Annotated in this window: 17 protein-coding genes; 12 read left to right on the top strand and 5 right to left on the bottom strand. The window is 61.8% G+C overall.

Annotated elements, in window-relative coordinates; genetic code table 11:
• Positions 1-135 precede the first annotated feature (135 nt).
• The 4 genes from msrA to aceE form a co-directional block, all read right to left on the bottom strand.
• A complete protein-coding gene (msrA, locus tag QK296_RS14595; RefSeq protein ID WP_034134734.1) occupies positions 136-783 on the bottom strand; it encodes a peptide-methionine (S)-S-oxide reductase MsrA in 648 nt (215 codons plus the stop codon).
• A gap of 72 nt (positions 784-855) precedes the next feature.
• On the bottom strand, positions 856-3,549 hold the full coding sequence (locus QK296_RS14600; RefSeq protein ID WP_282391051.1) for a GGDEF and EAL domain-containing protein: 2,694 nt from the start codon (positions 3,547-3,549) through the stop codon (positions 856-858).
• Positions 3,550-3,958: 409 nt separating this feature from the next.
• Positions 3,959-5,605 (bottom strand): dihydrolipoyllysine-residue acetyltransferase, encoded by a 1,647-nt coding sequence (aceF, locus tag QK296_RS14605; protein WP_169856946.1) that lies wholly within the window; start codon positions 5,603-5,605, stop codon positions 3,959-3,961.
• Between the two features lie 11 nt (positions 5,606-5,616).
• Positions 5,617-8,262: a pyruvate dehydrogenase (acetyl-transferring), homodimeric type gene (gene aceE / locus QK296_RS14610; RefSeq protein WP_003187985.1), complete on the bottom strand. Its 2,646-nt coding sequence runs from the start codon at positions 8,260-8,262 to the stop codon at positions 5,617-5,619.
• A gap of 383 nt (positions 8,263-8,645) precedes the next feature.
• On the opposite strand from aceE, the gene glnE reads away from it, so the two are divergent.
• The 8 genes from glnE to QK296_RS14650 all read left to right on the top strand — a co-directional run bounded on the left by glnE (position 8,646) and on the right by QK296_RS14650 (position 18,765).
• Positions 8,646-11,585: a bifunctional [glutamate--ammonia ligase]-adenylyl-L-tyrosine phosphorylase/[glutamate--ammonia-ligase] adenylyltransferase gene (gene glnE, locus QK296_RS14615; protein ID WP_169856947.1), complete on the top strand. Its 2,940-nt coding sequence runs from the start codon at positions 8,646-8,648 to the stop codon at positions 11,583-11,585.
• 221 nt (positions 11,586-11,806) lie between these two features.
• A complete protein-coding gene (gene waaF, locus QK296_RS14620; RefSeq protein ID WP_282391052.1) occupies positions 11,807-12,841 on the top strand; it encodes a lipopolysaccharide heptosyltransferase II in 1,035 nt (344 codons plus the stop codon).
• Between the two features lies 1 nt (position 12,842).
• Positions 12,843-13,904 carry a lipopolysaccharide heptosyltransferase I gene (waaC, locus tag QK296_RS14625; RefSeq protein WP_169856948.1) on the top strand — a complete coding sequence of 354 codons (1,062 nt, stop codon included), beginning with the start codon at positions 12,843-12,845 and terminating at the stop codon, positions 13,902-13,904.
• Positions 13,904-15,028: a glycosyltransferase family 4 protein gene (locus QK296_RS14630; RefSeq protein WP_003187990.1), complete on the top strand. Its 1,125-nt coding sequence runs from the start codon at positions 13,904-13,906 to the stop codon at positions 15,026-15,028. Before waaC ends, QK296_RS14630 begins: the two co-directional genes overlap by 1 nt.
• On the top strand, positions 15,025-15,831 hold the full coding sequence (rfaP, locus tag QK296_RS14635; RefSeq protein ID WP_003187992.1) for a lipopolysaccharide core heptose(I) kinase RfaP: 807 nt from the start codon (positions 15,025-15,027) through the stop codon (positions 15,829-15,831). The genes QK296_RS14630 and rfaP overlap by 4 nt, the downstream gene beginning before the upstream one ends.
• Positions 15,831-16,565, top strand: coding sequence for a lipopolysaccharide kinase InaA family protein (locus QK296_RS14640; protein WP_003187993.1), 735 nt, complete (start codon positions 15,831-15,833; stop codon positions 16,563-16,565). Before rfaP ends, QK296_RS14640 begins: the two co-directional genes overlap by 1 nt.
• Positions 16,562-17,314 carry a lipopolysaccharide kinase InaA family protein gene (locus QK296_RS14645; protein WP_003187994.1) on the top strand — a complete coding sequence of 251 codons (753 nt, stop codon included), beginning with the start codon at positions 16,562-16,564 and terminating at the stop codon, positions 17,312-17,314. The genes QK296_RS14640 and QK296_RS14645 overlap by 4 nt, the downstream gene beginning before the upstream one ends.
• Positions 17,314-18,765 carry a lipopolysaccharide kinase InaA family protein gene (locus QK296_RS14650; protein ID WP_169856949.1) on the top strand — a complete coding sequence of 484 codons (1,452 nt, stop codon included), beginning with the start codon at positions 17,314-17,316 and terminating at the stop codon, positions 18,763-18,765. The genes QK296_RS14645 and QK296_RS14650 overlap by 1 nt, the downstream gene beginning before the upstream one ends.
• Positions 18,766-18,863: 98 nt before the next feature.
• On the opposite strand, the gene QK296_RS14655 is transcribed toward QK296_RS14650, so the two are convergent.
• Entirely contained in the window at positions 18,864-20,909 is a 2,046-nt protein-coding gene (locus QK296_RS14655; protein WP_169856983.1) for a TonB-dependent receptor, read from the bottom strand.
• Positions 20,910-21,143: 234 nt separating this feature from the next.
• On the opposite strand from QK296_RS14655, the gene QK296_RS14660 reads away from it, so the two are divergent.
• The 4 genes from QK296_RS14660 (at position 21,144) to QK296_RS14675 (ending at position 25,656) form a co-directional block, all read left to right on the top strand.
• Positions 21,144-21,479: a YceK/YidQ family lipoprotein gene (locus QK296_RS14660; RefSeq protein WP_032900370.1), complete on the top strand. Its 336-nt coding sequence runs from the start codon at positions 21,144-21,146 to the stop codon at positions 21,477-21,479.
• A 119-nt stretch (positions 21,480-21,598) separates the two neighbouring features.
• Entirely contained in the window at positions 21,599-23,356 is a 1,758-nt protein-coding gene (locus tag QK296_RS14665) for a carbamoyltransferase (RefSeq protein ID WP_003187998.1), read from the top strand.
• A complete protein-coding gene (locus tag QK296_RS14670; RefSeq protein WP_014716635.1) occupies positions 23,357-24,253 on the top strand; it encodes a GNAT family N-acetyltransferase in 897 nt (298 codons plus the stop codon). It begins immediately after the preceding gene.
• Positions 24,250-25,656 (top strand): PIG-L family deacetylase, encoded by a 1,407-nt coding sequence (locus QK296_RS14675; protein ID WP_003188002.1) that lies wholly within the window; start codon positions 24,250-24,252, stop codon positions 25,654-25,656. The genes QK296_RS14670 and QK296_RS14675 overlap by 4 nt, the downstream gene beginning before the upstream one ends.
• Positions 25,657-25,733: the final 77 nt, after the last annotated feature.

Consider the following 25,733-nt stretch of genomic DNA (forward strand, 5'->3'; position numbering starts at 1 on the left):
ATCAAAAGCAGATCAAGATCAAGAGCGGCTCGCTTCGCATCGTGGTTACCGTCGGCTAAGACAACCTACAAAATTGTGTAGATACCTATGGCTATCGGGGGCAAGCCCCCTCCCACATTTGGTTTTATGTTGACCTTAGATCGGGCAGGTCACGCCCGTACCGCCGATCCCGCAGTAACCCTGTGGATTCTTCGCCAGGTACTGCTGGTGATACGCCTCGGCGAAGTACACCGTCGGGGCCTCTTCGATTTCCGTGGTGATCTCACCCAGGCCGGCCTTGCTGAGCTCTTGTTGATAAGCCTGGGCACTGGCCTTGGCCGCCGCCAGTTGCTCAGGTGTGGTGGCGTAGATCACCGAACGGTACTGGCTGCCGATGTCGTTGCCTTGGCGCATGCCCTGGGTGGGGTTGTGCAGTTCCCAGAACATCTTCAGCAAGTCTTCGTATTTCACCTTGGCCTGGTCATACACCACCAGCACCACTTCGCTATGGCCGGTGAGGCCAGAGCAGACTTCTTCATAAGTCGGGTTGGGCGTAAAGCCGCCGGCGTAGCCGACCACGGTGCTGACCACGCCGTCGCGCTGCCAGAACTTGCGTTCCGCGCCCCAGAAACAGCCCAGGCCGAAGATCGCAAAGCCGACGTCATCCAGGAACGGGCCCAGCAGTGGGTTGCCGTTGACGAAGTGCGTTTCGGGCAACTTCATCGGGGTTTCACGACCAGGCAGAGCTTGTTCTTGAGTAGGCAGCACGTTTTTGTTCACCAGAATTTCCGAGCGCAAGACCATGATCAGTCCTCTCGTCAGGTTGAGTAACAGTAAATTGTCAGACAGCCAGTGTGCCCGAGTGTTACAGCGCTGTCAGGCGATTGGCCCGCGCGGGTAGCGTTTAAGCCTGTGCAGCAGCTCGGCACCCGGGATCGGGCGGTCGAACAGATAGCCCTGGCCCACGTCGCAACGGTGCCGGCGCAGGAAGGCCAACTGCTCAGCGGTCTCGATGCCTTCGGCCACCACCTTGAGCTTGAGGTTGTGGGCCATGGCGATCACCGCTGAGGTGATTTCCATGTCGTCCTGGTTGTCCGGGATTTCATGGATAAAGCTGCGATCAATCTTAATGATGTCGATGGGGAATTTTTTCAAGTAGCTCAGCGACGAGTAACCGGTGCCGAAGTCGTCCATCGCCAGGGTCAGGCCGAAACTCTTGAGCTGGTCCAGTTGCAGGCGCGTGTCTTCGGTGGCTTCCAGCAGCAAGCCTTCGGTCAGCTCCAGCTCCAGCAGGTTGGCCGGCAGCTGTTCCTCCTTGAGGATGGTCGCAATCGACGCCACCAGGTCCGGGTCGGAGAATTGCTTGGGCGACAGGTTGATGGCCACCTGCAAGTTGCCCAGGCCTGCGGCCGTCAATTGCCGGCTCATGCGGCAAGCCTGGCGCGCGATCCATTTGCCGATGGGGATAATCAGCCCGGTTTCTTCGGCCACGCTGATGAACTGGTCGGGGCGGATCATGCCCTTTTCCGGATGGTTCCAGCGCAACAGCGCTTCCATGCCCAGCAAGCGGCCGCTGCGCAGGCACAGCTTGGGCTGGTAGAACACGTCCAGTTCGTTCTGGGTCAGGGCACGGCGCAGGTTATTTTCCACGAACAGCTTGTAGCTGGCCTCGGCATTCAACGCTTCGGTGAACACTTGCACCTGGTGCTTACCATTGGCCTTGGCCTTGTGCAGGGCCAGGCCGGCGTTGCGCATCAGGGTCTGCGGGTCGCGGCCATGCAGCGGCGCGCAGGCCAGGCCCACGGAGCCGGTGACGCTGATCAGCTGGTTGTCGACGAACATCGGCTTGTCGAGGGTGGCCAGCAACTGGCTGGCCACCTGCTGGCCGGTCTCAAGGTCGGCCTCGTCCAACAGCACCGCGAATTCGTTACTGGCAAAACGCGCCAGGCTGCCGCCGCTGCTCAAGCTGTTGCGCAGGCGGCGCGCCAGGCTGATCAGCAACTTGTCGCCAGTCTGGTGGCCGAGGCTGTCGTTGATGCGCTTGAAGTTGTCGATGTCCACCAACAGCAGGCTGATCGGGCTGTCGCTGTCGCGGGCAAAGCGTTCGTCGAGGTTGCGAATGAACGCCGGTCGGTTGCCCAGGTTGGTCAGGTTGTCGGTGTAGGCCAGGCGTTCGATGCGCTGCTGCGCCAGCTTGGTCTGGGTAATGTCTTCGTAGATGCCGATGTAGTGGGTCAACTCGCGGTTGTCGCCATACACTTTGGAAATCGACAACTGGCCCCAGTAGGGTTCCAGGTTCTTGCGGCGGCTCTTGAACTCGCCTTGCCAGCTGTTGCTTTTGGCCAGGGCCGAGGGTGCGTCGAACAGCAACTCGCTGAGGTTTTCCAGGGCCGGCAGTTGGGCCAGGCGATGGCCGTGGACTTCTTCGGCGCTGTACTGGGTAATCGCGGTGAAGCTGGGGTTGACGTACTCCACCACGCCATCGCAATTGACCAGCAAGAACGCGTTGGCGCTTTGCTCTACCGCGCGCTGGAACAGGTGCAAGGCGCTGGTGGCGGTGCGGCGGTTGTGGTTGTTGATGACCTGGGCGAACTGGTCTGCCAGCTCGCCAGCGAACGCGATCTCATCGGACTGCCACGCGCGCGGGCTGCCGCCTTGTTCCAGGCACAGCACGCCGACGACCTGGCCATCGACACGGATGCTGGCATCGAGCATCGCGTGGACGTCCTTGGCGCGCAGGCTTTCGGCCATTTCCCGGGTACGTGGGTCGCGCAGCGCATGGGTGGCATCGATGGCGCGGCTCGAGTGCAGGGCTTCCAGGTAATCCGGGAAGCCACTGGCGTCGATGGCTTCGGGCAGGTGGTGTTGTTGATCGGCACGGTGGTAGGCCGAGATCGGTACCAGGTGATGGCCTTCGAGGTTCCAGATGCTGGCGCAGTCGATCTGGTAGATGTCGCAGGCGCTGCGCGTGATCAGCTCAGCGGCTTCTTGCAGGGAGTTGGGCGTGGTGTAGCGTTGGCGCGCCAGCAGCAGGATCAACTCCTGCTGGGCACGCACCCGCTCCAGGTGCTGCAACTGTTCCTGCTGCGCTCGCTGGTTGAGCTCCAGGGCGATTTGCAGGCGGCTGTTCTGGTTTTCCAGGTCGACGGTCGGGGCGGGCGTGCTGATCTCGCTGAACAGCCCCTCAACCACCATCAGGTAGCCGCGCACCAGGTGGCGGTTGTGTTGTTTGTAGGCTTCGCCCATCTCCAAAACGCTTAGCGGGCCGTCATGGGTGTGCAGGGTGTAGCGCACCAGATAATGGGGGCTCTGGGCCAGTTGTTGCTGGATCGCATCGTGCAACTGATAGCGCGCCTGGGGTTCCATCAGGCTGGCGTAGGGCGTGCCGATCAAGGCGCAGAGTTCAACCGCTGGCAGGCCAAACTGACGCTCGCAATTGGGGTCGAGGTAGAGCAGCGCCCAGCTTGCCTCATTAAGCCGCTCGAAACGCAGCATACCGAGGCGCGAAGGCACCGGTAATTGCGTCACTACCTCGGCCGCCATACGGGCGACATCGGGTTGGCTTTTCATGGGGAAACTCGCTTGGAAAAATGCGCACTGCGCTGGGCTCACGCCCTCTTGACTGTCGACTGCGGCAAGGTTGCATCATGCAGCACGCAGTGACAAGAGAGGATGAAGGCTAAGTGCTATAAGCCTGTTATCGGCCGCGCGAGGGTTTTCTGTAATTGGGGTGATCGATGGTTCACGCCTGTCCTCTGTAGGAGCGAGGGGGACGCCTAGTTCTTGCTCGCGAAAAACGCCAGGGCACCGCGTTTATCCAGAAGGTCCGCGTCATCGTTGACGATCTTCGCGAGCAAGCTCGCTCCTACAAAAAAAACAGGCAAAAAAAGCCCCGCCAAGTGGCGGGGTTGAGGTACGAGCGTGGCGCTCGGAAATCGGTGTGGCAAGGGCCTTCCCGGTAACAGGAAGGCCCTGTGACTTACAGCAGGATGGTGCGGATGTCGTTCAGCAACTGGCTCAGGCGCTGGGTGAAGCGCGCAGCCGCGGCGCCGTTGATCACGCGGTGATCGTAGGACAGCGACAGTGGCAGCATCAGCTTGGGTTGGAACGCTTTACCGTCCCACACAGGCTGGATGGTGGCCTTGGACACACCCAGGATCGCCACTTCCGGCGCGTTGACGATTGGCGTGAAGCCAGTGCCGCCAATGTGGCCGAGGCTGGAGATGGTGAAGCAGGCGCCCTGCATGTCGTCCGGGGTGAGCTTCTTGTCGCGGGCCTTGGCAGCCAGCGCAGCCGCTTCGCCAGCCAGTTGCAGCAGGCTCTTCTGGTCGACGTTCTTGATGACCGGTACCAGCAGGCCATCCGGGGTGTCGACCGCAAAGCCGATATGCACGTACTTCTTGCGAATGATCGCCTTGCCGCTTGGCGCCAGCGAGCTGTTGAAGTCCGGCAGTTCCTTGAGCAGGTGTGCACAGGCCTTGAGCAGCAGTGGCAGCACGGTCAGCTTCACGCCGGCCTTCTCGGCCACGGCTTTCTGCGCAACGCGGAACGCTTCCAGGTCGGTGATATCGGCCTGGTCGAACTGGGTCACGTGCGGGATGTTCAGCCAGCTGGCGTGCAGGCCTGCCGCGCCGATTTGCATCAGGCGGGTCATCGGCACTTCTTCGATTTCGCCGAAACGGCTGAAATCCACGGTACGGATCGGCGGAATGCCCGAACCACCGGTAGCGCCGCCGGCAGCCGGAGCTTCCTTGGCTTTTTGCATCATGGCTTTGACGTAATCCTGCACGTCTTCCTTCAGCACACGGCCGTGAGGGCCGCTGGCTGCAACAGCGCTCAGCTCGACGCCGAATTCACGGGCCAGCTGACGCACGGCTGGGCCGGCGTGAACCTTGGCACCGCTTGGCGCAGGTGCGGCAGCCGCAGGGGCTGGCGCAGCTTCGGCTTTTGCGGCCGGCGCAGGAGCAGCAGCGGCAGGTGCCGCTTCAGCCTTGGCCGCCGGAGCAGCAGCCGGTGCTGGTGCGGCGGCTGGCGCAGCACCTTGTACTTTGAGCTTGAGGATGAAGTCACCGGTGCCGACTTCGTCTTCGAGCTTGACCGCAATGCTTTCCACCACGCCGGCAGCCGGCGATGGGATCTCCATGGAGGCCTTGTCGGACTCCAGGGTGATCAGCGACTGGTCGGCTTCGACGGTATCGCCGACCTTGACCAGCAGCTCGATGATCTTGGCCTTGCCCGACGAGCCGATGTCCGGGACGTGAATGTCCTGGACGGTCGCGGCGGCAGGTGCAGCGGCCGGAGCTGGAGCAGCCTCGGCAGCGGCAGGCTTTTCAGCGGCTGGTGCAGGTGCAGCAGCGGCCGGAGCCGCGGCCGCAGGGGCTGCATCGGCAGCGCCTTCGATTTCCAGCTCCAGCAGTTCGTCGCCTTCTTTCAGGCGGTCGCCCAGCTTCACTTTCAGGCTCTTGACCACGCCGGCCTTGGGAGCAGGGATTTCCATGCTCGCCTTGTCCGACTCCAGGGTCAGGATGCTCTGGTCGGCTTCGACGGTGTCGCCGACCTTCACAAACAGCTCGATTACTTCACCTTCACCGCTGCCGATGTCAGGTACGCGAATGAGTTCGCTCACAAAAAATCTCCTCAGCAGTCCAGTGGGTTGCGTTTTTCCGGGTTGATCCCGAACTTGACGATAGCGTCAGCCACCACCTTAGGTTCGATCTCACCACGGTCAGCCAAGGCTTCCAGGGCTGCCAACACCACGAAGTGACGGTCGACTTCGAAGAAGTGACGCAGCTTCTTGCGGCTGTCACTGCGGCCGAAACCATCGGTGCCCAGGACTTTGAATTCCTTGGACGGGACCCACTGGCGAATTTGTTCAGCAAACAGTTTCATGTAGTCGGTAGAGGCGATGACTGGGCCCTTACGGCCGGCCAGGCACTCTTCGACGTAGCTCTTGGCTGGCTTCTGGCCAGGGTGCAGACGGTTGCTGCGCTCCACGGCCAGGCCATCACGGCGCAGTTCGTTGAAGCTGGTGACGCTCCATACGTCGGCACCGACGTTGAACTCGTCACGCAGGATCTTCGCCGCTTCACGCACTTCGCGCAGGATGGTGCCAGAGCCCATCAGCTGTACGTGGTGCGCCGCTTCCTTGGTGTCTTCTTCGAGCAGGTACATGCCCTTGATGATGCCTTCTTCCACACCGGCCGGCATGGCTGGCTGCTGGTAGGACTCGTTCATCACGGTGATGTAGTAGAAAACGTCCTGCTGCTCTTCGGTCATCTTCTTCATGCCGTCCTGGATGATCACCGCCAGCTCATAGCCGTAGGTTGGATCAAAGGTGCGGCAGTTCGGGATGGTGGCAGCCAGGATGTGGCTGTGACCGTCTTCGTGTTGCAGGCCTTCGCCGTTCAGCGTGGTACGGCCGGCGGTACCGCCGATCAGGAAACCACGGGTGCGGCTGTCGCCAGCGGCCCAGGCCAGGTCGCCGATACGCTGGAAGCCGAACATCGAGTAGAAGATGTAGAACGGCAGCATTGGCTGGTTATGGCTGGAGTACGAAGTGCCGGCAGCGATGAAGGAGCTCATGGCGCCCGCTTCGTTGATGCCTTCTTCGAGGATCTGGCCCTTCTTGTCTTCCTTGTAGAACATCACCTGGTCTTTATCGACTGGCTCGTAGAGCTGGCCGACGGAGGAGTAGATGCCCAACTGACGGAACATGCCTTCCATACCGAAGGTACGGGCTTCGTCCGGGATGATCGGGACGATGCGCGGGCCGATGTCCTTGTCCTTGACCAGCTGCGCCAGAATACGCACGAAGGCCATGGTGGTGGAGATTTCACGGTCGCCCGAGCCGTCAAGGATAGCCTTGAGGGTGCTCAGGTCTGGCGTCGGTACGCTGAAGCTGTTGGCGCGGCGCTGTGGCACGAAACCGCCCAGTGCACTGCGACGCTCGCTCAGGTAGCGGGCTTCGGCGCTGTTTGGCTCTGGCTTGAAGAACGGCAGGTTCTCCAGCTCTTCGTCCTTGACCGGAATGTCGAAGCGGTCGCGGAACAACTTCAGGCTGTCGACATCGACTTTCTTGGTGTTGTGCGCGGTGTTCTTCGCTTCGCCGGCACCGGTGCCATAACCCTTGATGGTCTTGGCCAGGATGACGGTGGGTTGTTCTTTGTGGTTGACCGCTTCGTGGTACGCCGCGTAGACCTTGTACGGGTCGTGGCCGCCACGGTTGAGCTTCCAGATCTCGTCGTCGGACAGGTCGGCAACCATCGCCTTGAGTTCAGGCGTGTTGAAGAAGTGCTCACGGACGAACGCGCCGTCTTTGGCTTTGTAGTTCTGGTACTCGCCGTCGATGACTTCGTCCATGCGACGTTGCAGGATACCGTCGACGTCCTTGGCCAGCAGTGGGTCCCAGAAGCGGCCCCAGATGACTTTGGTCACGTTCCACTGAGCACCGCGGAACACGCCTTCGAGTTCCTGGATGATCTTGCCGTTGCCGCGAACCGGGCCGTCGAGGCGCTGCAGGTTGCAGTTGATGACGAAGATCAGGTTGTCGAGCTTCTCGCGGCCGGCCAGGGAAATGGCGCCCAGGGATTCCGGCTCGTCGCACTCGCCGTCGCCCAGGAAGCACCAGACTTTCTGCTTGCCTTCAGGGATGAAGCCACGGGCTTCCAGGTACTTCATGAAGCGTGCCTGGTAGATCGCCTGGATCGGGCCCAGACCCATGGAAACGGTCGGGAACTGCCAGAAATCAGGCATCAGCCAAGGGTGCGGGTAGGACGACAGGCCCTGACCGTCGACTTCCTGGCGGAAGTTGTTCATTTGTTCTTCGCTGATGCGACCTTCCATGAACGCACGGGCGTAGACGCCTGGCGAGGTGTGGCCCTGGAAGTAGATCAGGTCGCCGCCGTGTTCGTCGGTCGGGGCCTGGAAGAAGTAGTTGAAGCCGATGTCATACAGGGTTGCGCTGGAAGCGAAGCTGGAGATGTGACCGCCCAGGTCCGAATCTTTCAAGTTCGTGCGCATTACCATCGCCATGGCGTTCCAACGTACCAGCGAGCGAATGCGGCGTTCCATGAACAGGTCGCCAGGCATGCGTGCTTCGTGGGTAACGGGGATGGTGTTGCGGTATGGCGTAGTGATGGCGTAAGGCAGTTGCGAGCCGCTGCGGGTCGCGAGTTCGCCCATACGGGTCATCAGGTAGTGAGCACGGTCTTCGCCTTCTTTGTCGAGAACCGATTCCAGGGCGTCCAGCCATTCCTGGGTTTCGACGGGATCGAGGTCTTGCATGGCTTGCTCCAGGGCGGAAAGGCTACCAGAATCGGTTGCCTGAAGTTTGCGACTGGCCTTGTGGGCAGACGACATAAATTCTTGGATGGCCGAAGGTTGCTTCGGCGTCCTGTAGTTTTACTACAAATCGTCGGCCATTTCAGCCTTTCGAATGTATATACGAGTAGTAAAACTACACAAGACTGAGCGTATGGCTCGGTCTTGCTGGTGAGCATAATCGTTATTGTTGGTCTATTGCGAACAAGAAAAGGTGAAACTTTGATGTTGCCTGCCAAGATTAATTTAATTTCAGCTATTTCTAACCTTTGTTCGACAGTCCTTCACCGAGCATGGCTCTTGCCTTCACAACTACACGCCATTTACACGCCGATCAAGGATAGACCATGAGCCTTCCAACGCTGGCCGAACTGCCGGCCATTCTGTTGCCTTACGCCAACCGGGCCGAGCAGTCATTTCGTGACGCAGTGGCCGCGCTGGATGGCGATCATGGCCTTTCTGCGTGGATGCCGCAACGGTGGGCCGACTTCGCCCGCGTGTGCGCCGCCAGTGATTTCGTCATTGAACAGAGTGTTCGTGACCCTTTGATGTTGCTTGAGCTAGCGGCCTGGGGCGAGCTGGACCGCGGCTTTGCGCCCGGCGAGCTGTGCAGCCAGATAGCCGGCGCCGTGCAACAGGCCGAAACAGAAGATGAGCTGGGCCGTGTGCTGCGCCGCCAACGCACGCGCCAGCAGGTGCGCATCATCTGGCGCGACCTCACACGCCAGGCCGATTTGGTGCAAACCTGTCGCGACCTGTCCGACATGGCCGACGCCTGCATCGACCAGGCCTATCAATGGCTGTACCAGCGCCACTGCGCCCAATTCGGCACGCCGACCGGCGCACGCAGCGGCGAGGCGCAGCACATGGTCATCCTCGGCATGGGCAAGCTCGGTGCGGTGGAGCTGAACCTGTCGTCGGATATCGATTTGATCTTCGCTTATCCAGAAGGCGGTGAAACGATGGGCGTGAAGCGCGCCCTGGATAATCAGGAGTTCTTTATCCGCCTGGGTCAAAAGCTGATCAAGGCCCTGGACCCGATGACCGTCGACGGTTTTGTCTTCCGCGTCGATATGCGCCTGCGTCCCTACGGTTCGGCCGGCGCCTTGGTGCTCAGCTTCAACGCGCTGGAGCAGTACTACCAGGATCAGGGCCGGGACTGGGAGCGCTACGCCATGATCAAGGCGCGGGTGGTGGCCGGCGACCAGGTGGCTGGCGCGCAACTGCTCGACATGCTGCGCCCGTTTGTCTATCGCCGTTATCTGGACTTTTCGGCCATTGAAGCGCTGCGCACCATGAAGCAATTGATCCAGCAGGAAGTGCGGCGCAAGGGCATGGCCGACAATATCAAGCTGGGCGCGGGCGGCATTCGTGAGGTGGAATTTATCGCCCAGGCCTTCCAGCTGATCCATGGCGGCCGCGACCTCAGCCTGCAGCAACGCCCGCTGTTGAACGTGCTGGGCACCCTGGAAGGCCAGGGTTATTTGCCTGCGGCGGTGATCAGCGAGCTGCGCAGCGGTTACGAGTTTTTGCGTTACACCGAACATGCGATCCAGGCGATTGCCGACCGCCAGACGCAAATGCTGCCGGACAGCCCCGAAGACCAGGCGCGCATTGCCTTTATGCTGGGCTTCAGTGACTGGGCGGCGTTCCACGAGCGCCTGATGTACTGGCGCGGCCGTGTGGACTGGCACTTTCGCCAAGTGATTGCCGACCCTGATGAAGAAGAGGGTGAAGAAAGCGAATTGGTGGTCGGTGGTGAATGGTTGCCGCTGTGGGAGGAATCCCAGGATGACGACGCCGCGTGTCGCCAATTGAGTGAAGGCGGTTTCACCGATGCCCCCAAGGCCCTCAAGGCCTTGGCCAGCCTGCGCGCCAGCCCGCAGTTGCGCGCCATGCAGCGCCTTGGGCGCGAGCGCCTGGATGCGTTTATCCCGCGCCTGCTGGCCCAGGCCGTCGAACATGCCAACCCGGACCTGGTGCTGGAACGCGTGTTGCCGCTGGTGGAAGCCGTGGCCCGGCGTTCGGCCTACCTGGTGCTGCTCACCGAGAACCCCGACGCCCTGCGTCGCCTGTTGACCTTGTGCGCAGCCAGCCCGTGGATCGCCGAACAGATCACCCGTTTCCCGCTGTTGCTGGATGAATTGCTCAACGAAGGCCGCTTGTTCAAGCCGCCGCTGGCGCCGGAACTGGCTGCGGAGTTGCGCGAGCGCCTCACGCGTATTCCCGAAGATGACCTTGAGCAACAGATGGAAGCCTTGCGCCATTTCAAACTGGCGCACCGCCTGCGGGTGGCTGCCTCGGAAATCGCCGGCAGCCTGCCGTTGATGAAGGTCAGCGACTACCTCACCTGGCTGGCCGAAGCCATTCTTGAACAAGTGCTGGCCCTGGCCTGGCGCCAGACCGTCGCCCGTCACGGCTCGCCGCAGCGCCTGGACGGCACCCTGTGCGATCCTGGCTTCATCATTGTCGGTTATGGGAAAGTCGGCGGCATCGAACTGGGGCATGGTTCGGACCTGGACTTGGTGTTTATCCATGACGGCGACCCCCAGGCCGAGACGGACGGTGCCAAGCCGATCGATGGCGCGCAGTTCTTTACGCGCCTGGGCCAGCGCATCATTCACCTGCTGACCACCCAGACCAACTCCGGCCAGCTGTATGAAGTGGACATGCGCCTGCGACCTTCCGGCGCCTCCGGCTTGCTGGTGAGTTCCCTGGGGGCGTTTGACCGCTATCAACAAAATGAAGCCTGGACCTGGGAACATCAGGCCCTGATCCGTGCGCGGGTGCTGGTAGGCAGCCAGGATGTGGGCCAGGCGTTCGAGCAGGTACGGGCCAACGTGTTGGGGCGTGAACGGGACTTGGAGAAGCTGCGCCAGGAGGTGAGCGAGATGCGTGCCAAGATGCGTGACAACCTGGGCACCAAGGCCACGACGGCCGGCAGGGGCGCCAATGCCTTCGAGGCCACGGCGGTGTTCGACCTCAAGCAGGACGCCGGAGGTATCGTCGATATTGAATTTATGGTGCAATACGCGGCTTTGGCGTGGTCTGCGCAACATCCATCGTTGCTGCGCTACACCGACAATATCCGCATTTTGGAGGGCCTGGAGCAGGTCGGGCTGATGCCCGCCGCCGATGCCCATTTGCTGCGTGAGGTGTACAAGGCCTACCGCTCCGCCGCGCACCGCCAGGCTTTGCAGAACGAGGCCGGCACGGTCGCGGGGGACCAGTTCGCCGACGAGCGGCGACAGGTGATGCGAATCTGGCAAGCGCTGGGCTTAAATTGAAACTCGACTGATTGGCGACGCCAATTTTTATATGGGATGCGGATTAATGTGGGAGCCGGGCTTGCCCGCGATGCAGGCGCCTCGGTTTATCAGTGATACCGAGGTGATGCAATCGCAGGCAAGCCAGCTCCCACATAAAGATGCTCCCTGGCGCACCGCGATCTACAGTCATTATCGAGGCGGGGAGGCATAGGCCTCCCCGCATCGTTTGTGGAAACTACATGAATATTCTGATCGTTGGGCCCAGTTGGGTCGGTGACATGGTGATGGCACAGACACTGTTTCAGTGCCTGCGCCTGCGCTATCCAGACTGCCAGATCGACGTGCTCGCCCCTGAGTGGAGCCGGCCGATCCTTGAGCGCATGCCCCAGGTGCGCAAGGCCTTGAGCTTCCCGATCGGCCACGGCGCCCTGGAGCTGGCGACTCGCCGACGTATCGGCAAGTCCATGGCGGGCCAGTACGACCAGGCGATCCTGCTGCCTAACTCGCTGAAGTCGGCGCTGGTGCCGTATTTTGCCGGTATCCCCAAGCGCACCGGCTGGCGCGGCGAGTTTCGCTATGTGCTGCTCAATGACGTACGCACCCTGGATAAAGGCCGCTACCCGTTGATGATCGAACGCTTTATGGCTTTGGCCTACGAGCCGGGCGCTGAACTGCCCAAGCCGTACCCGCGCCCCAGCTTGCAGATCGACCCGGTGACCCGCGACGCGGCGCTGGCCAAGTTTGGCCTGACCCTGGATCGGCCCGTATTGGCTCTGTGCCCTGGCGCCGAGTTTGGCGAGTCCAAGCGCTGGCCGTCGGAGCATTACGCCAAAGTTGCCGAGACGAAGATCCGCGAAGGCTGGCAGGTGTGGTTGTTCGGTTCCAAGAACGATCATTCGGTGGGTGAAGACATCCGCCAGCGCCTGATCCCCGGTCTGCGTGAAGAGGCGGTGAACCTCAGTGGCGACACGTCTCTGGCCGAGGCCATCGACCTGTTGTCGTGCGCCGACTCGGTGGTGTCCAACGACTCCGGCCTGATGCATGTGGCGGCGGCGCTGAACCGTCCGCTGGTGGCGGTGTACGGCTCCACATCCCCAGGCTTCACTCCGCCGTTGGCCGACAAGGTCGAAGTGGTGCGCCTGGGCCTGGATTGCAGCCCGTGCTTTGAGCGTACCTGCCGCTTCGGCCACTACAACTGCCTGCGCCAGTTGCTGCCCCAGCCGGTCACCGATGCCTTGCAGCGGTTGCAGGGCGACGTGGTCGAGGTTCGCTGAGTTGCGGGTTCTGGTAATCAAGACCTCATCCCTGGGCGACGTGATCCATGCCTTGCCGGCGCTCACCGACGCCGCGCGGGCGATCCCCGGCATTCGGTTCGATTGGGTGGTGGAAGAAGGCTTTGCCGAAATCCCCACCTGGCATCCGGCGGTCGACAAGGTGATCCCGGTGGCGATCCGCCGCTGGCGCAAAAACCTTTGGCAAACCGTCAAGAGTGGCGAATGGCGGCGCTTCAAGCAGGCGGTGCAGTCGACCAAATATGACTTGGTGATCGACGCCCAGGGCTTGCTCAAAAGCGCCTGGCTGACCCGCTATGTGCGGGCGCCCATCGCCGGCTTCGACAAAGATTCTGCGCGAGAACCTCTGGCTGCGCGCTTTTATTCCCGGCGCCTGGCCGTGGCCCGTGGGCAGCATGCGGTAGAACGCTTGCGCCAGTTGTTCGCTGTGGCGCTGGGGTACGACCTGCCTCAACGCCTGGGCGACTACGGCCTGAGCGTCGAAAAACTGCTCGGCCTGCCGCCGAAAAAACCGTTCGTATTGCTGCTGCACGGTACCACCTGGGACACCAAGCACTGGCCCGAAGCCTATTGGCGCGAGCTGGCCGAACGCATGGGCCGCCTGGGCGTGGACGTGAAACTGCCGTGGGGCAACGCCGCCGAAAAGGCGCGGGCCGAACGCTTGGCCCTGGGCCTGCCCAACGCTGAAGTGTTGCCCAAGCTCAATCTGGCGGGCGTGGCCCGTATATTGGCGAGCGCCCGTGCCTGCGTGGCCGTCGACACCGGCCTCGGCCACTTGGCGGCGGCATTGGACGTGCCGACCATTTCCCTGTTCGGCCCCACCAACCCAGGCCTTACCGGCGCCTATGGCAAAGGCCAGATCCATTTGGCCAGCGACTGGCCGTGTGCGCCTTGCCTGCAAAAACAGTGCACGTATCAACCCACTGCCGACGACCTGCGGCGGTTCGACATCGCGCGCGAGTCACCCCTGTGCTTCACGAGCCTGAATCCTGAGCGTGTCGCAAGCCGGCTGAGCACGTTGTTACTGGCCGAGGAGCAGCACTGATGCAACTGGCTTTTGTTCTGTACAAGTACTTCCCTTTCGGTGGCCTGCAACGCGACTTCATGCGCATCGCCCTGGAGTGTCAGCAGCGCGGCCACAGCATTCGGGTGTACACCCTGATCTGGGAAGGCGATATCCCGCCAGGCTTTGAAGTGCTGGTGGCGCCGGTCAAGGCCTTGGTCAACCACCGCCGCAACGAAAAGCTCTACGCCTGGATTCAGGCCGACCTGGCCAAGCGCCCGGTAGACCGCGTGGTGGGCTTCAACAAGATGCCGGGGCTGGACCTGTACTTTGCCGCCGACGGTGTGTTCGAGGACAAGGCCCAGACTCTGCGCAACCCGATGTATCGCTGGTTCGGGCGCTACAAGCACTTTGCCGAATACGAGCGCGCCGTGTTCGATAAGAACGCCAAGACGCAGATCATGGTGTTGTCCGAGCATCAGCAGCAGTTGTTCACCCAGTACTACGGCACCCAGGCTGAGCGTTTTCACCTGTTGCCACCGGGTATCGCCCGCGACCGCCGCGCGCCGCCGAACGCCGCCGAGATCCGTGCCGAGTTCCGCGCTGAATTTCGCTTGGCTGAAGATGATTTGCTGTTGGTGCAGATCGGTTCGGGGTTCAAGACCAAGGGCGTCGACCGCAGCCTCAAGGCGCTGGCCGCACTGCCTTCGCGCCTGAAGAAACGCACCCGGCTATTTGTAATCGGCCAGGACGACCCCAAAGTATTCCAATTGCAGAGCGCAGCGCTGGGCCTGGGCGACCAGGTGCAGTTCTTCAAGGGCCGCAATGATATTCCGCGCTTCCTGCTGGGGGCCGACCTGTTGATTCACCCCGCGTACAACGAGGCGGCCGGCATGGTGCTGGTCGAAGCGGTGGTCGCCGGCCTCCCGGTACTGGTGAGCCAGGTGTGCGGCTATGCGTTCTACATCGACAAGGCCCAGAGCGGCCGGGTGTTGGACGAGCCGTTCGAGCAAACCCAGCTCAACCAGTATCTGGTCGATATGCTCGACGACCCACAAGCGCGTGCGACCTGGAGTCGCAATGGTCTGGCCTTCGCTGAGACGGCCGACCTCTTTAGCATGCCGCAGTACGCTGCGGACCTGATTCTGGCGGAGCCAAACCGATGAAGTTGATTCTAGCCGAACCCTTCAAGACCCTCTGGGACGGGCGCGATGCGTTCGCCGAGGTCGAGAAGCTGGAAGGCCAGGTGTTCCGCGAGCTGGCCGCTCGCCGTACGTTACGTACGGTGGTCGAGGGCCAGCCTTATTTTGTGAAGATTCACCGTGGGATCGGCTGGGGCGAGATCCTCAAGAACCTGGTCACCGCCAAATTGCCAGTATTGGGCGCGGGCCAGGAGTGGGTGGCGATCCAGCGTTTGCAGGCGCTTGGCGTGCCGACCATGACCGCCGTGGCGTTCGGTGAAAAAGGCAGCAACCCGGCCGACCAGCATTCGTTCATCATCACCCAGGAACTGACCCCCATCATCAGCCTGGAAGACCTGACCCTGGACTGGGTCAAGCAACCGCCCGTGCCGGCCATCAAGCATGCCTTGACCCTTGAACTGGCGCGTACCGTCGGCGCGATGCACCGTGGCGGCGTCAACCACCGTGATTGCTACCTGTGCCATTTCCTGCTGCACACCGACCGGCCCATCAGCGTCGACAACCTCAAGCTGTCGGTGATCGATCTGCACCGCGCCCAGGTGCGAGCGACGATCCCTGTGCGCTGGCGCAATAAAGACCTGGCCGGCCTGTATTACTCCGCGCTGGAGATCGGCTTGACCCAGCGCGACAAGCTGCGTTTTCTCAAGGCTTACTTCCAGCAGCCGCTGCGCCAGATCCTGGCGGAGCAAACCGCGCTGTTGTCTGCGCTGGAACGCATGGCAGCAAAGCTGTATGCGCGTAAACAACGATACGGGGATGCGATCTGATGGCGGGTTGGAATCTGGAACCTGCCTACGCCGCCCTGGCGGATGACTTTGGAAGCCTGGACGCGGTGTTCGCCCTGCAAGGCGAGCGGCTGACCCGCGACCCGTTGTCTGAAGTGATCCGGGTGGAGCGTGGCGGGGTCAATTATTACGTCAAACGCTACGTAGGTGCCGGCAAGGGCCTGCGTCGTTACCTGGGCCGGCCACGGGTGAAATCCGAATGGCAGAACCTCAAGCGTTTCGCCAAGTGGGGCATCCCCACCGCCGACGTGGTGGCCTGGGGCCTGGACCGCAAGGGCCTGGCCTATAACCGAGGTGCCATGATCACCCGTGAACTGCCCAAAACCGAAGATCTGTCGGTGCTGGCCGAGCGTCACGATGAGCGCCTCAAAGATCCCCGGTGGGTCGATGGCATCAGCCGCCAGCTCGCCGAATACACGCGCACCATGCACGATCACCGCTTCACCCATAACGACTTGAAGTGGCGCAACCTGCTGGTGGACGACCAGCGCACCCTGTACCTGATCGATTGCCCCAACGGCGATTTCTGGCGCGGCTTCTGGCTCAAGTACCGCATCACCAAAGACCTGGCCTGCCTGGACAAAGTCGCCAAGTATCACTTGTCGGCCACCCAGCGCCTGCGCTTCTACCTGCAATATCGCCAGCGCGCGCACTTGACCGCGTCGGACAAACAGCGAATTCGCCATGTGGTGAAGTTTTTCGAGGGACGCGAATGAGTGACTTCCTGGCGGCCGAAGACCGCGCTCTGCTTGAGCGCAACGGTCTGGCGACCTTCGACGCGTTGTGGGCCAAGCAACTGGATGCGGTGGACGAGCCGAACACCAGCGGCGACGGTTGGAGCAGCGTGTATCGCCTGGAGCTTGAGGGGCAGGGTTACTACCTCAAACGCCAGAGCAATTACCTCACGCGCACCTTGCACCGCCCGTTTGGCGAGCCGAGTTTTGCCCGCGAGTTTCGTAACATCAGCCTGTATCGAAAGCTCGGCATCCCGGCCCTGCAAGCGGCGTTCTTCGGTGAGCGCAAGGTCAAGGGCGAGCGCCGGGCGATGCTGCTCACCCGTGCGCTGGATGGCTGGAATGACCTGGACTCGTTGCTGGAGCAGTGGCCGCAATTGAGCGCGGCCCAGCACAGTGCGATCCTGTCGGCGTGCGGCAAGCTGGCGCGTCATCTGCACAGCGTCGGGCAGGTGCATGGCTGTTTTTACCCCAAGCATATTTTCCTGCAGCCTGCCGGTGAGGGTTACGCCGCGCAGTTGATCGACCTGGAGAAAACCCGCCCGCTGTTGTTTGGCTGGCGTGACCGGGTCAAGGACCTGGAACCGCTGCTGCGCCGCGCGCCGCAATGGTCGGATGCGCAGGTGCGCCAACTGCTGGCGGCGTACCTTGAGCAGCCCGAGGACAGTGCCTTGGTCGCCACTTGGCACCAGCGCCTGACCGCACGCCGCAGCCACAAGGAGAACCGCTGATGCGCTTATCCGAGCTGAAAACAGCTGGGCGTACCCCCAGCCTGCCGCTGACCCTCGACCTGGCGGATGCCGCCGGCCCTGGGCAATTGCAATTGCTGAGCCTGCTGCGGGTGTTGCCGGGGCAGCGCTACGTGGGGGCCGCCGTGTGGCGGGGTCGCCCGGTGTTGGCCAAGTTGTTGGTGGGCAGCAAGGCGGCGCGGCATTTTCAGCGTGAGCTCACAGGTGTACGCCTGTTGGCTGAGCAGGGCCTGACCACGCCGTTGCTGCTGGCCGATGGTTTGCAGGACGGCGAGGGTGGCTGGCTGCTGTTTGAATTTATCGAGGGCGCTCAAAGCCTGTCCGACGCTTGGCTCGCCGTCGAAAACCTGCCGCCGTTGGCGGACGAACAAACTGCCGTGCTCGCCGAAGCGCTGGGCGCGATTGCCCAGATGCATGCCAAGGGCCTGTGGCAGGAAGACCTGCATCTGGACAACCTGCTGCGCAAAGACGGCAAGCTGTACTTGATCGATGGCGCCGGCATTCGTGTCGAAGAGGCGGGCAAGCCGCTGTCACGCAATCGCGTGCTGGAAAACCTCGGTGTGTTCTTCGCCCAACTGCCCAAGAGCCTTGAGCCGTTTAACGAAGAGTTGCTGGTGTATTACCTGCTGGCCAACGGCGAACACGCCTTGCCAATGCAAGCCCTGGAAAAGCAGGTGCGTAAAGTCAGCGCTTGGCGTTTGAGAGACTACCTGGACAAGACCGGCCGCGAATGCACGCTGTTCAGTGTGGTGCGTGGCGCTTTTGGCCTGCGTGCGATCCGCCGCGAAGAAGAAGCCGCCATGGTGCCGGTGCTGGAGCAGGCCGATGCGTTGCTCGACCAGGGTCACCTGTACAAGACCGGTGGCGCGGCGAGCGTGGCCAAGGTTGACGTGGCCGGCCGACCGCTGGTGATCAAACGCTACAACATCAAGGGCTTTGCCCATTGGCTCAAGCGCTTCTGGCGCCCGAGCCGCGCCTGGCACTCCTGGCGCGAAGGCAACCGCCTGGCCTTCCTGGGTTTTGCCACACCCAAGCCGCTGGCGGTGCTGGAGAAACGGTTTCTGTGGTTGCGCAGCCGTGCTTACCTGGTCACCGAATACCTGCCTGGGTCAGACATCATCGAGCGCTTTGCGCCGTATGTGGAGAGCGGCGAGGCGCCGGAGAGCGAGTTGCAGGCACTGGACCAGTTGTTTGCCGACTTGATCCGCGAGCGCATCAGCCATGGGGATTTCAAAGGCCATAACCTGTTCTGGAGCGACGGGCGCTGGGCGATGATCGACCTGGATGCCATGTGTCAGCACGGCTCGCTGTCCAGCTTCGCCCCTGCGTATGCCAAAGACCGTGCGCGATTTATGCGTAACTGGCCGCAGGGCAGTGCGCTGTACCAGGTGATTGACCAGCGCTTGCCCAAAGAGGCGGGTGTCGGCAGTTAAATCTATCGCGGGCAAGCCCGCTCCCACACTTGATCTGTGAACGCGGTCAAAATGTGGGAGCGGGCTTGCCTGCGATGGCGCCCGTCCAGGCGCTGCATTCAGAACTGGTACTGCGCCCCAGCCCCCGCATACCACGACCGCCCCGGCGCGGCTTCGTAATAGCGACCATTGCCGTCGCCCACAATTACCGACCCCACATACTGGCGATCCAGCAGGTTATCCAGGCGCAGGGTCTGGTGAAAGGTCCAGTGCTCTACCTTTTGCTCAAACCGCGCGCGCCAGTTGAAGACGCTGTAGGCCGGTGCGGCGCGTTGTTGGTTGGTGTCTTCTAAGTAGACCTTGCTGCGGTACATGCCTTCGATGGCGGTGCTGACCCAGTCCCGTGGTTTCCAGTTCAGTTCGGCGAACAGAGTGGTTTGTGGCACACCGGGGAGGTAGTTGCCTTTGTCGATGGTTTTCCCGTTATTGACGAAGTCGCTGTCGTATTGAGCTTGCAGGCGGGTATAGGCGAGGCTGGTGCTCCAGTGGTCGCTCAGTTGGCTTTCAACGCCCAGTTCGAAGCCGCGGCGCAATGTGCGACCGGCGTTCTGGTAGCTGGTACGGCCACCGATGGATTGCTGCACCACCAGTTCGTCCTCGGTGGTGATCTGGAAAACGGCGGCGTTGATCCGCGTGTTGTTCAGTTGCGCTTTCACACCCATTTCATATTGGGTACTTTCAGACGGCCTCAAGCCGAAGTTGAAGCCCTCGGTGTTGCCCGGCGCATAGGCCAGCTCGGCCTGGGTCGGGGTTTCAAAGCCTTTGCCTGCGCTGATGTAGCCATGCAGGTCGGGGGTGAACGCATACATCACGCTCATTGAAGGTGTGTTTTTCTGGTAGGTCTTGTTGCCGCTGGCGTCGCCATTGCTGAGGAACTGGTCGTCAACGTCCATCTGCATCGTGCTGTGGCGTACGCCGGCTTGCAGGGTCCAGCGGTCGAGGGCCCAGTTGGCTTGGATATACGGGTCGAGGCTGCGAGCCGTGTCGATTTCGTCGCGGCGTAGTTGGCCTTTCACGCCGAGGGTGTTGCCGCTGTAGTTCTGATAGCCATGGCGGCTGTCTTCGCTTTGGTCGAAGTCCAGGCCGGTGATGATCATCAGCTCGCCAGGCGCGCTTTCGATGGGCTGCATCCAGCGTACGCTGCCGCCGTAGAACTTACGGTCAAATTGCACCACGCCACCGCCGCGTTCGTTGGCGGGCGTGCCCTTGGGGATCGACAGGTACTGAATCACACTACGGCGCCCGGTATAAGCATTGACCTGCAAGGTCGCGCTACCGAAATACCGCTCGTAATTCATCCCCAATTGCTGATGATCGATACTTTTGCGCGTGTTGTAGTTCAGCGTATTGGCGCTCACCGAACGCGGGTCGGCCTTGTATGCCGCCCATGTCTGCCCCAGCGGATCCTGCGTACCGTTCTGCTCCAGGCTGCTATAGATCAGCGCCAGCTTGCTGTCGTCATCGGGCTCGAAATTGAGCTTGGCGAAAGTCTGGTCACGGCGCGCGCTGCTGTGATCGCGGTAGCCATTGGTGTCCATGCGCGAGGCGTCGAGCACAAACCCGGCGCCGTTTGCCGCACCCTCGGCGCTGAGGTGGTTCTTGTTCAGCCCGTCGCTGCCCACCAGGGTTTCGGCGCCGATACGCGGCGGGCCTTCGCCGTCGCGGGAGAACATCTGGATCACGCCGCCGGCGTTGCTGCCATACAGCGTCGCCGCCGGGCCGCGCAGCACTTCGATGCGTTCGGCGGTATCGAGGTTGAAGGTGGCGGCCTGGCCCTGGCCATCCGGGGTACTGGCGGGGATGCCGTCGGCGATCAGCTTGATGCCGCGCACGCCGAATGCTGAACGGGCGCCGAAGCCTCGGGAAGAAATTTGCAGGTCCTGCGCATAGTTCTGGCGGTTTTGCACCACCAGGCCGGGTACGCGGGACAGGGCTTCGGAGGCGTTGATGCCGAGTTGGCCGTCGTTGATCTGTTCGCGGTTGATGCCGTCCACTGAATACGGCAGGTCGAACGTCGGGCTGGCGCTGCGCGAGCCGGTGACCACGCTGGGGTCCAGGATCAGGGGCGCATTGTCGGCCTGGGCGGTGTTACACAGGCCCAGCAGTAAGGCAAGGCAGGTTGGAGCAGAGGAGTCATGAAAGGGCCGGTTGGTAGCGCGCAAATGAGGGGCGCAGGCGAAAATGTTACAAGTTTAACGACTCGTCCTCTGATTTGCCGAAATCCTTACCGCTGGGCGCAATGGGATGCTTCCTACGCCTAGCGTCGACTGCGTAAGCCTGAAGCCTTGGTTCTGTGGTGTTAGGTTCTCGGTCTTTTTAACAAACAAGAAGAATCAACTATGCGGACTCCTATTCTGAGGTTGCTGGTATTGCTGGGAATATCGTTGCTCATGGGAGGCTGCGGCACTACGACCACGGTGCTGCGTGGCGATGACGTCACTGTTCTGGACCTCAAGAGGAAGAATACCTACTGCAACTCTGTTCCGCGTGTTTATAGCGGCGTGGTTTATGACTTGTGTGTCTTGCATGGGCCGCCGAACTCTGCCAGTGATCTCTCGTTGAATGGTATTCCCTGGGTCATTCTTGATGTGCCCGTCTCTGCTGTCCTGGACACGCTCGTGCTGCCCTACACGATCTACCGCCAAAGCGCGGACGGCAGCATCGAGCTGCGCTAACAGCTTCCTACCGCTTTTAAGCTATAATCCCGCCCTTTAGCTGTTTCCCGCCCCGGCGGGAAACACACTTTTTTCAGGCGCGATGCGCCTGCATGCAGACTAAAAGAGGCTAGACCCCAGTGGCATTGACGATTCTTGGCCTGTCCGGCGCCCTTAGCCATGATCCTTCCGCAGCCCTGTATATCGACGGCAAGCTGATTGCGGCCGCCGAAGAAGAGCGCTTCGTACGCGACAAACATGCAAAGAACCGCATGCCCTACGAGTCGGCGAAGTTCTGCCTGGAACAGGCCGGCATCAAGCCTTCGGACGTTGACGTAGTGGCGATCCCGTTCGCCCCGATCAGCCTGTTCGGCGAGGCGCGCTGGCACTACGCCAAGCGTTACTGGTACGCCCCGGACCGCGCCCTCGACGCGATCCTGATGGGCAACCGTCGCTACAAGCGCTATCGCAACAAGATCGTCTGGTGCCTGGAGCAACTGGGCTTCGATCCGAAGAAAATCAAGATCGAACCGGTGGAACACCACCTGGCTCACGCATCCAGCGCCTACCACTGCTCGGGCTTCCAGGAAAAAACCGCGATCCTGGGCATTGACGGCAAGGGCGAGTACGCCACTACCTTCTTTGGCTACGGCGAAAACGGCAAGATCCACAAGATCAAGGAATTCTACGATCCGGACTCCCTCGGCGGCCTGTACGGCGCAATCACCGAGTTCCTCGGTTTCGAGATGCTCGACGGTGAGTTCAAGGTCATGGGCATGGCGCCGTACGGCGATGCCAGCAAATACGACTTCTCGCGCCTGGCCTCCTTTGAAAACGGCGAGCTGGTGATCAACACCGACTACGCCAACGTCATCGGCCTGCGCCGCTACAAAGAGAAGGGCAAGGGTTTCTACTTCTCGCCAAAACTGATCGAGTGGCTGGGCCCCAAGCGCGAAGGCGACATCGCCGACGAGCCGTATATCCACTACGCGGCCAGCATGCAGGCGCTGTTCGAGAAACTGGCCTTGCAGATGATCGACCATTACCTGGGCGACATTCTCAAGGACACCGGCAAGCTCGCCTTCGCTGGCGGCTGTGCGCTGAACGTCAAGCTGAACCAGAAAATCATTGCCCGTGACGACGTCAAAGAACTGTTCGTGCAACCGGCCTCCGGCGATGCCGGTACCGCTGTTGGCGCGGCTGCCTATGTGTCCCACGCTCGTGGCGTACCGGTTGAGAAGATGGAGCACGTCTACCTCGGCCCGTCCTACAGCAACGAAGACGTGATTGCCGCGTGCGCCAAGCACGAGAGCAAGCCGAACTGGCGCAAGATCGAGAACATGCCTAAGCGCATTGCCAAGATCATGGTCGACGGCAACCCGGTGGCCTGGTTCCAGGGCCGCATGGAGTTTGGCCCGCGTGCGTTGGGCGGTCGTTCGATCATTGGTTGCCCAAGTGCGACCGGCGTGGCGGATCGCATCAACCACCAGATCAAGTTCCGCGAGCGTTGGAGGCCTTTCTGCCCGTCGATGCTCGACACCGTGGCCCCGCAGATGATCAAGGTCGATCACCCGGCGCCGTTCATGACCTTCACCTTTGAAGTGTCGGAAGAATGGAAGACCCGTGTGCCGGAAGTAGTCCATGAAGATGGCACCTCCCGCGCCCAGGTGCTCAAGCGTGAATACAACCCGCGCTACTACGACATGATGAAAGAGCTGGAAGTGCTGACCGGCAACGGCGTGTCCCTGAACACCTCGCTCAACCGTCGTGGCGAAGCGATGATCTGCTCGCCGACCGACGCGCTGAACATGTTCTTCGGCTCGGACCTGCAGTACCTGATCATGGAAGACATCCTGGTGGTCAAGGACGGCGTGGACCCTTATGACGCCGTGGTTTAAATGCTGAACCGCTTCCAGGGCTGGCGTGAACGTGGCTGGGCGCCTGTCGAGGCCGAGGTTTACGCCCAGGCCTGGCAGCGTTACGGCGGCAGCGTGGCGACCCATCCCCAGGTGATCGAGCGGCTGGCCGGCCTGGCGCAGATACCCGTGCGCTACCTGGGCTGGGAGCAAGGTGGTGAGTTCAAGGGGGCGATCGCCACCTGGGGGCGCGACCTGGCGCTGTCCAAGGACGTGCTCAAGCGCAGCGGCAAGAAAGGCCTGTTTGACCTGGGCAACGCCGAGATCATCCTGCCGATTGCCGCCGATGCGCAGGTACCGTTACGGCACCGTGCGCGCTACCTCTCGGCGCTGAACGAGGGGCGCGTGAGCACCCTCAAGCCTCAGGCCGAGCAATTGGCCATGGCGCGCACGCCCGAAGACCTGTCGAAGAAGTTTCGCTATAACCAGCGGCGTGAACTGCGCCTGTTGGAAGAGGCGGGCGGCGTGGTACGGGCGGTCAGTGAGTTTTCCAGCGTAGAACTGGCGGCGATTTATTGCGACCTGTTCCAGCGTCGTTGGGGCTTCCCGGCGGCGGGCGCGGCGCGTCTGGCCGAGGTGCTGGAGTTGCTCAAGGAATTCCTGTTCGGCTCGGTGCTGTTTCTGAACGACGCGCCGATTGCAGTGCAATTGGTGTATCAGGTGCAGTCCAACGAGTGGTTCAGCGCCGAGTATGTCAACGGCGGCGTGGACCCTGAAACCCGTGCATTCAGCCCCGGCAGCGTGCTGAGCTTTCTCAATACCCAAAGTGCCTGGGAGCAGGCGCGGGCGGCGAACAAGTCACTGCGCTTTTCCTTCGGGCGTTCCGACCGTGAATACAAGGAGCGCTGGTGCAACCCGGTGCCGGTGTTCAGTGTATGAGCCGTAAACAGCAACTGCTCAAGCGCCATCGGCGTAACAAGCGTATTGCGCTATTGATCGGCGTGCTGGTGTTGGTCGCCACCGGCGTACTGGTGGCCTGGTGGTTGCCGCTGATCCTTGCGGTGCTGCTGTGGGCCGCCCATGAAGCCTGGTTTGCCGATCACCTGTTTTACTCGCCCAAAGACAGCTATGAGTATGCCTTCCCGGCCGGCAGCGAACAGCCCGGCTTGCACCTGGAGGCGGGCCGGCTGCTGCTGGATGCGCCGTTGGCGGCGGATGAAACCCTGATCGTCGGCGTTGAGTTGAAAAGTACCTGGCTGGGGCGTTTCTTCGACCCTGCGGTGGACCTGTTGGGCCTGGCAAGCCCGGACCGGCAAGCCTTCGAGCGCGGCGTCGCTGGGCGGCGTTATCTGAACCTGACCGGCGCCGCCGAAGCCTTGGCCGCGGGCAAGCTCAAATTGCGCGGGCGTTTTTGCCGGATCAAGGGCCAGCCGACGCTGTGGCGCTTTCGCCAGCCGGACTATCGCCAGCAACGTGTGATGGTGATCGCGCCCCATGCCGACGATGCCGAACTGGCTGCGTTCAGCCTTTACAGCCAGGCGACTGAAAGTTGGATCGTCACGCTGACGGCCGGTGAAATCGAGGCCGAGCATTATCAGCATATGGGCTTGCCCAAGGCTGAAGCTGCGCGCCTCAAGGGCCGTTTGCGGGCCTGGGACAGCGTCGCGGTGCCGCGCTGGGCGGGCGTACCCGAGGCGCAGTGCGTGCAGTTGGGCTACTTCTGCATGCAGTTGCAAGCCATGCAAGCCGCGCCGGATCAGCCGCAAGCCTCCCGCGAAGCGGATTTGGCCGATACGCGGCTGTTTCGCCAGTTCAATGGTTTTGCCCTGCCTGGCGATGCTGATGGCGCGCCGACCTGGCATAACCTGATCGCCGACCTGCGGGCGCTGCTGCTCAAGGCGCGGCCCCAGGTCATCGTGTTGCCCACGCCGTTGCTGGACCCCCACGCCGACCATATCTGCGCCCATGCGGCAGTGTTGGAAGCCTTGCAGGGCCTGGCGTGGCAGCCCGACACATTGCTCGGCTACGCCAATCACCTGCATGATAACGACCGTTGGCCCATGGGCGATTCCGGCGCTGGCGTGGCGTTGCCGCCGCGTTTCGATAGTGCTGTGGAGCTGGTGCCGTGCAGTTTCGCCCTCGCCTTGAGCCAGCAGCAGGACAAGGCCATGGCCCTGGGCATGATGCACGACCTGCAGCCGTCAGCGCCGTTCAAGCGTCGAGTGCGTAGGTGGTTGCAGCAACTGCTGGCGGGCCGTAGGCCGTCGCCCTATGGCGAGAACGAATTCTTTCGCAAGGCCGTGCGCCGTCACGAGCTGTTGTGGGTCCTGAAGCAGGACTGAGAGCCGATTGAAGGCAGGCCGGTATGCGCCTGTCGCCCTTTTTACCGGGCTGCGTGCCCGTAGCCAGATCGCTGCAT

The sequence above is a fragment of the Pseudomonas sp. AL10 genome, from assembly GCF_029960685.1.
Classification (GTDB): Bacteria; Pseudomonadota; Gammaproteobacteria; order Pseudomonadales; family Pseudomonadaceae; genus Aquipseudomonas; species Aquipseudomonas lactis.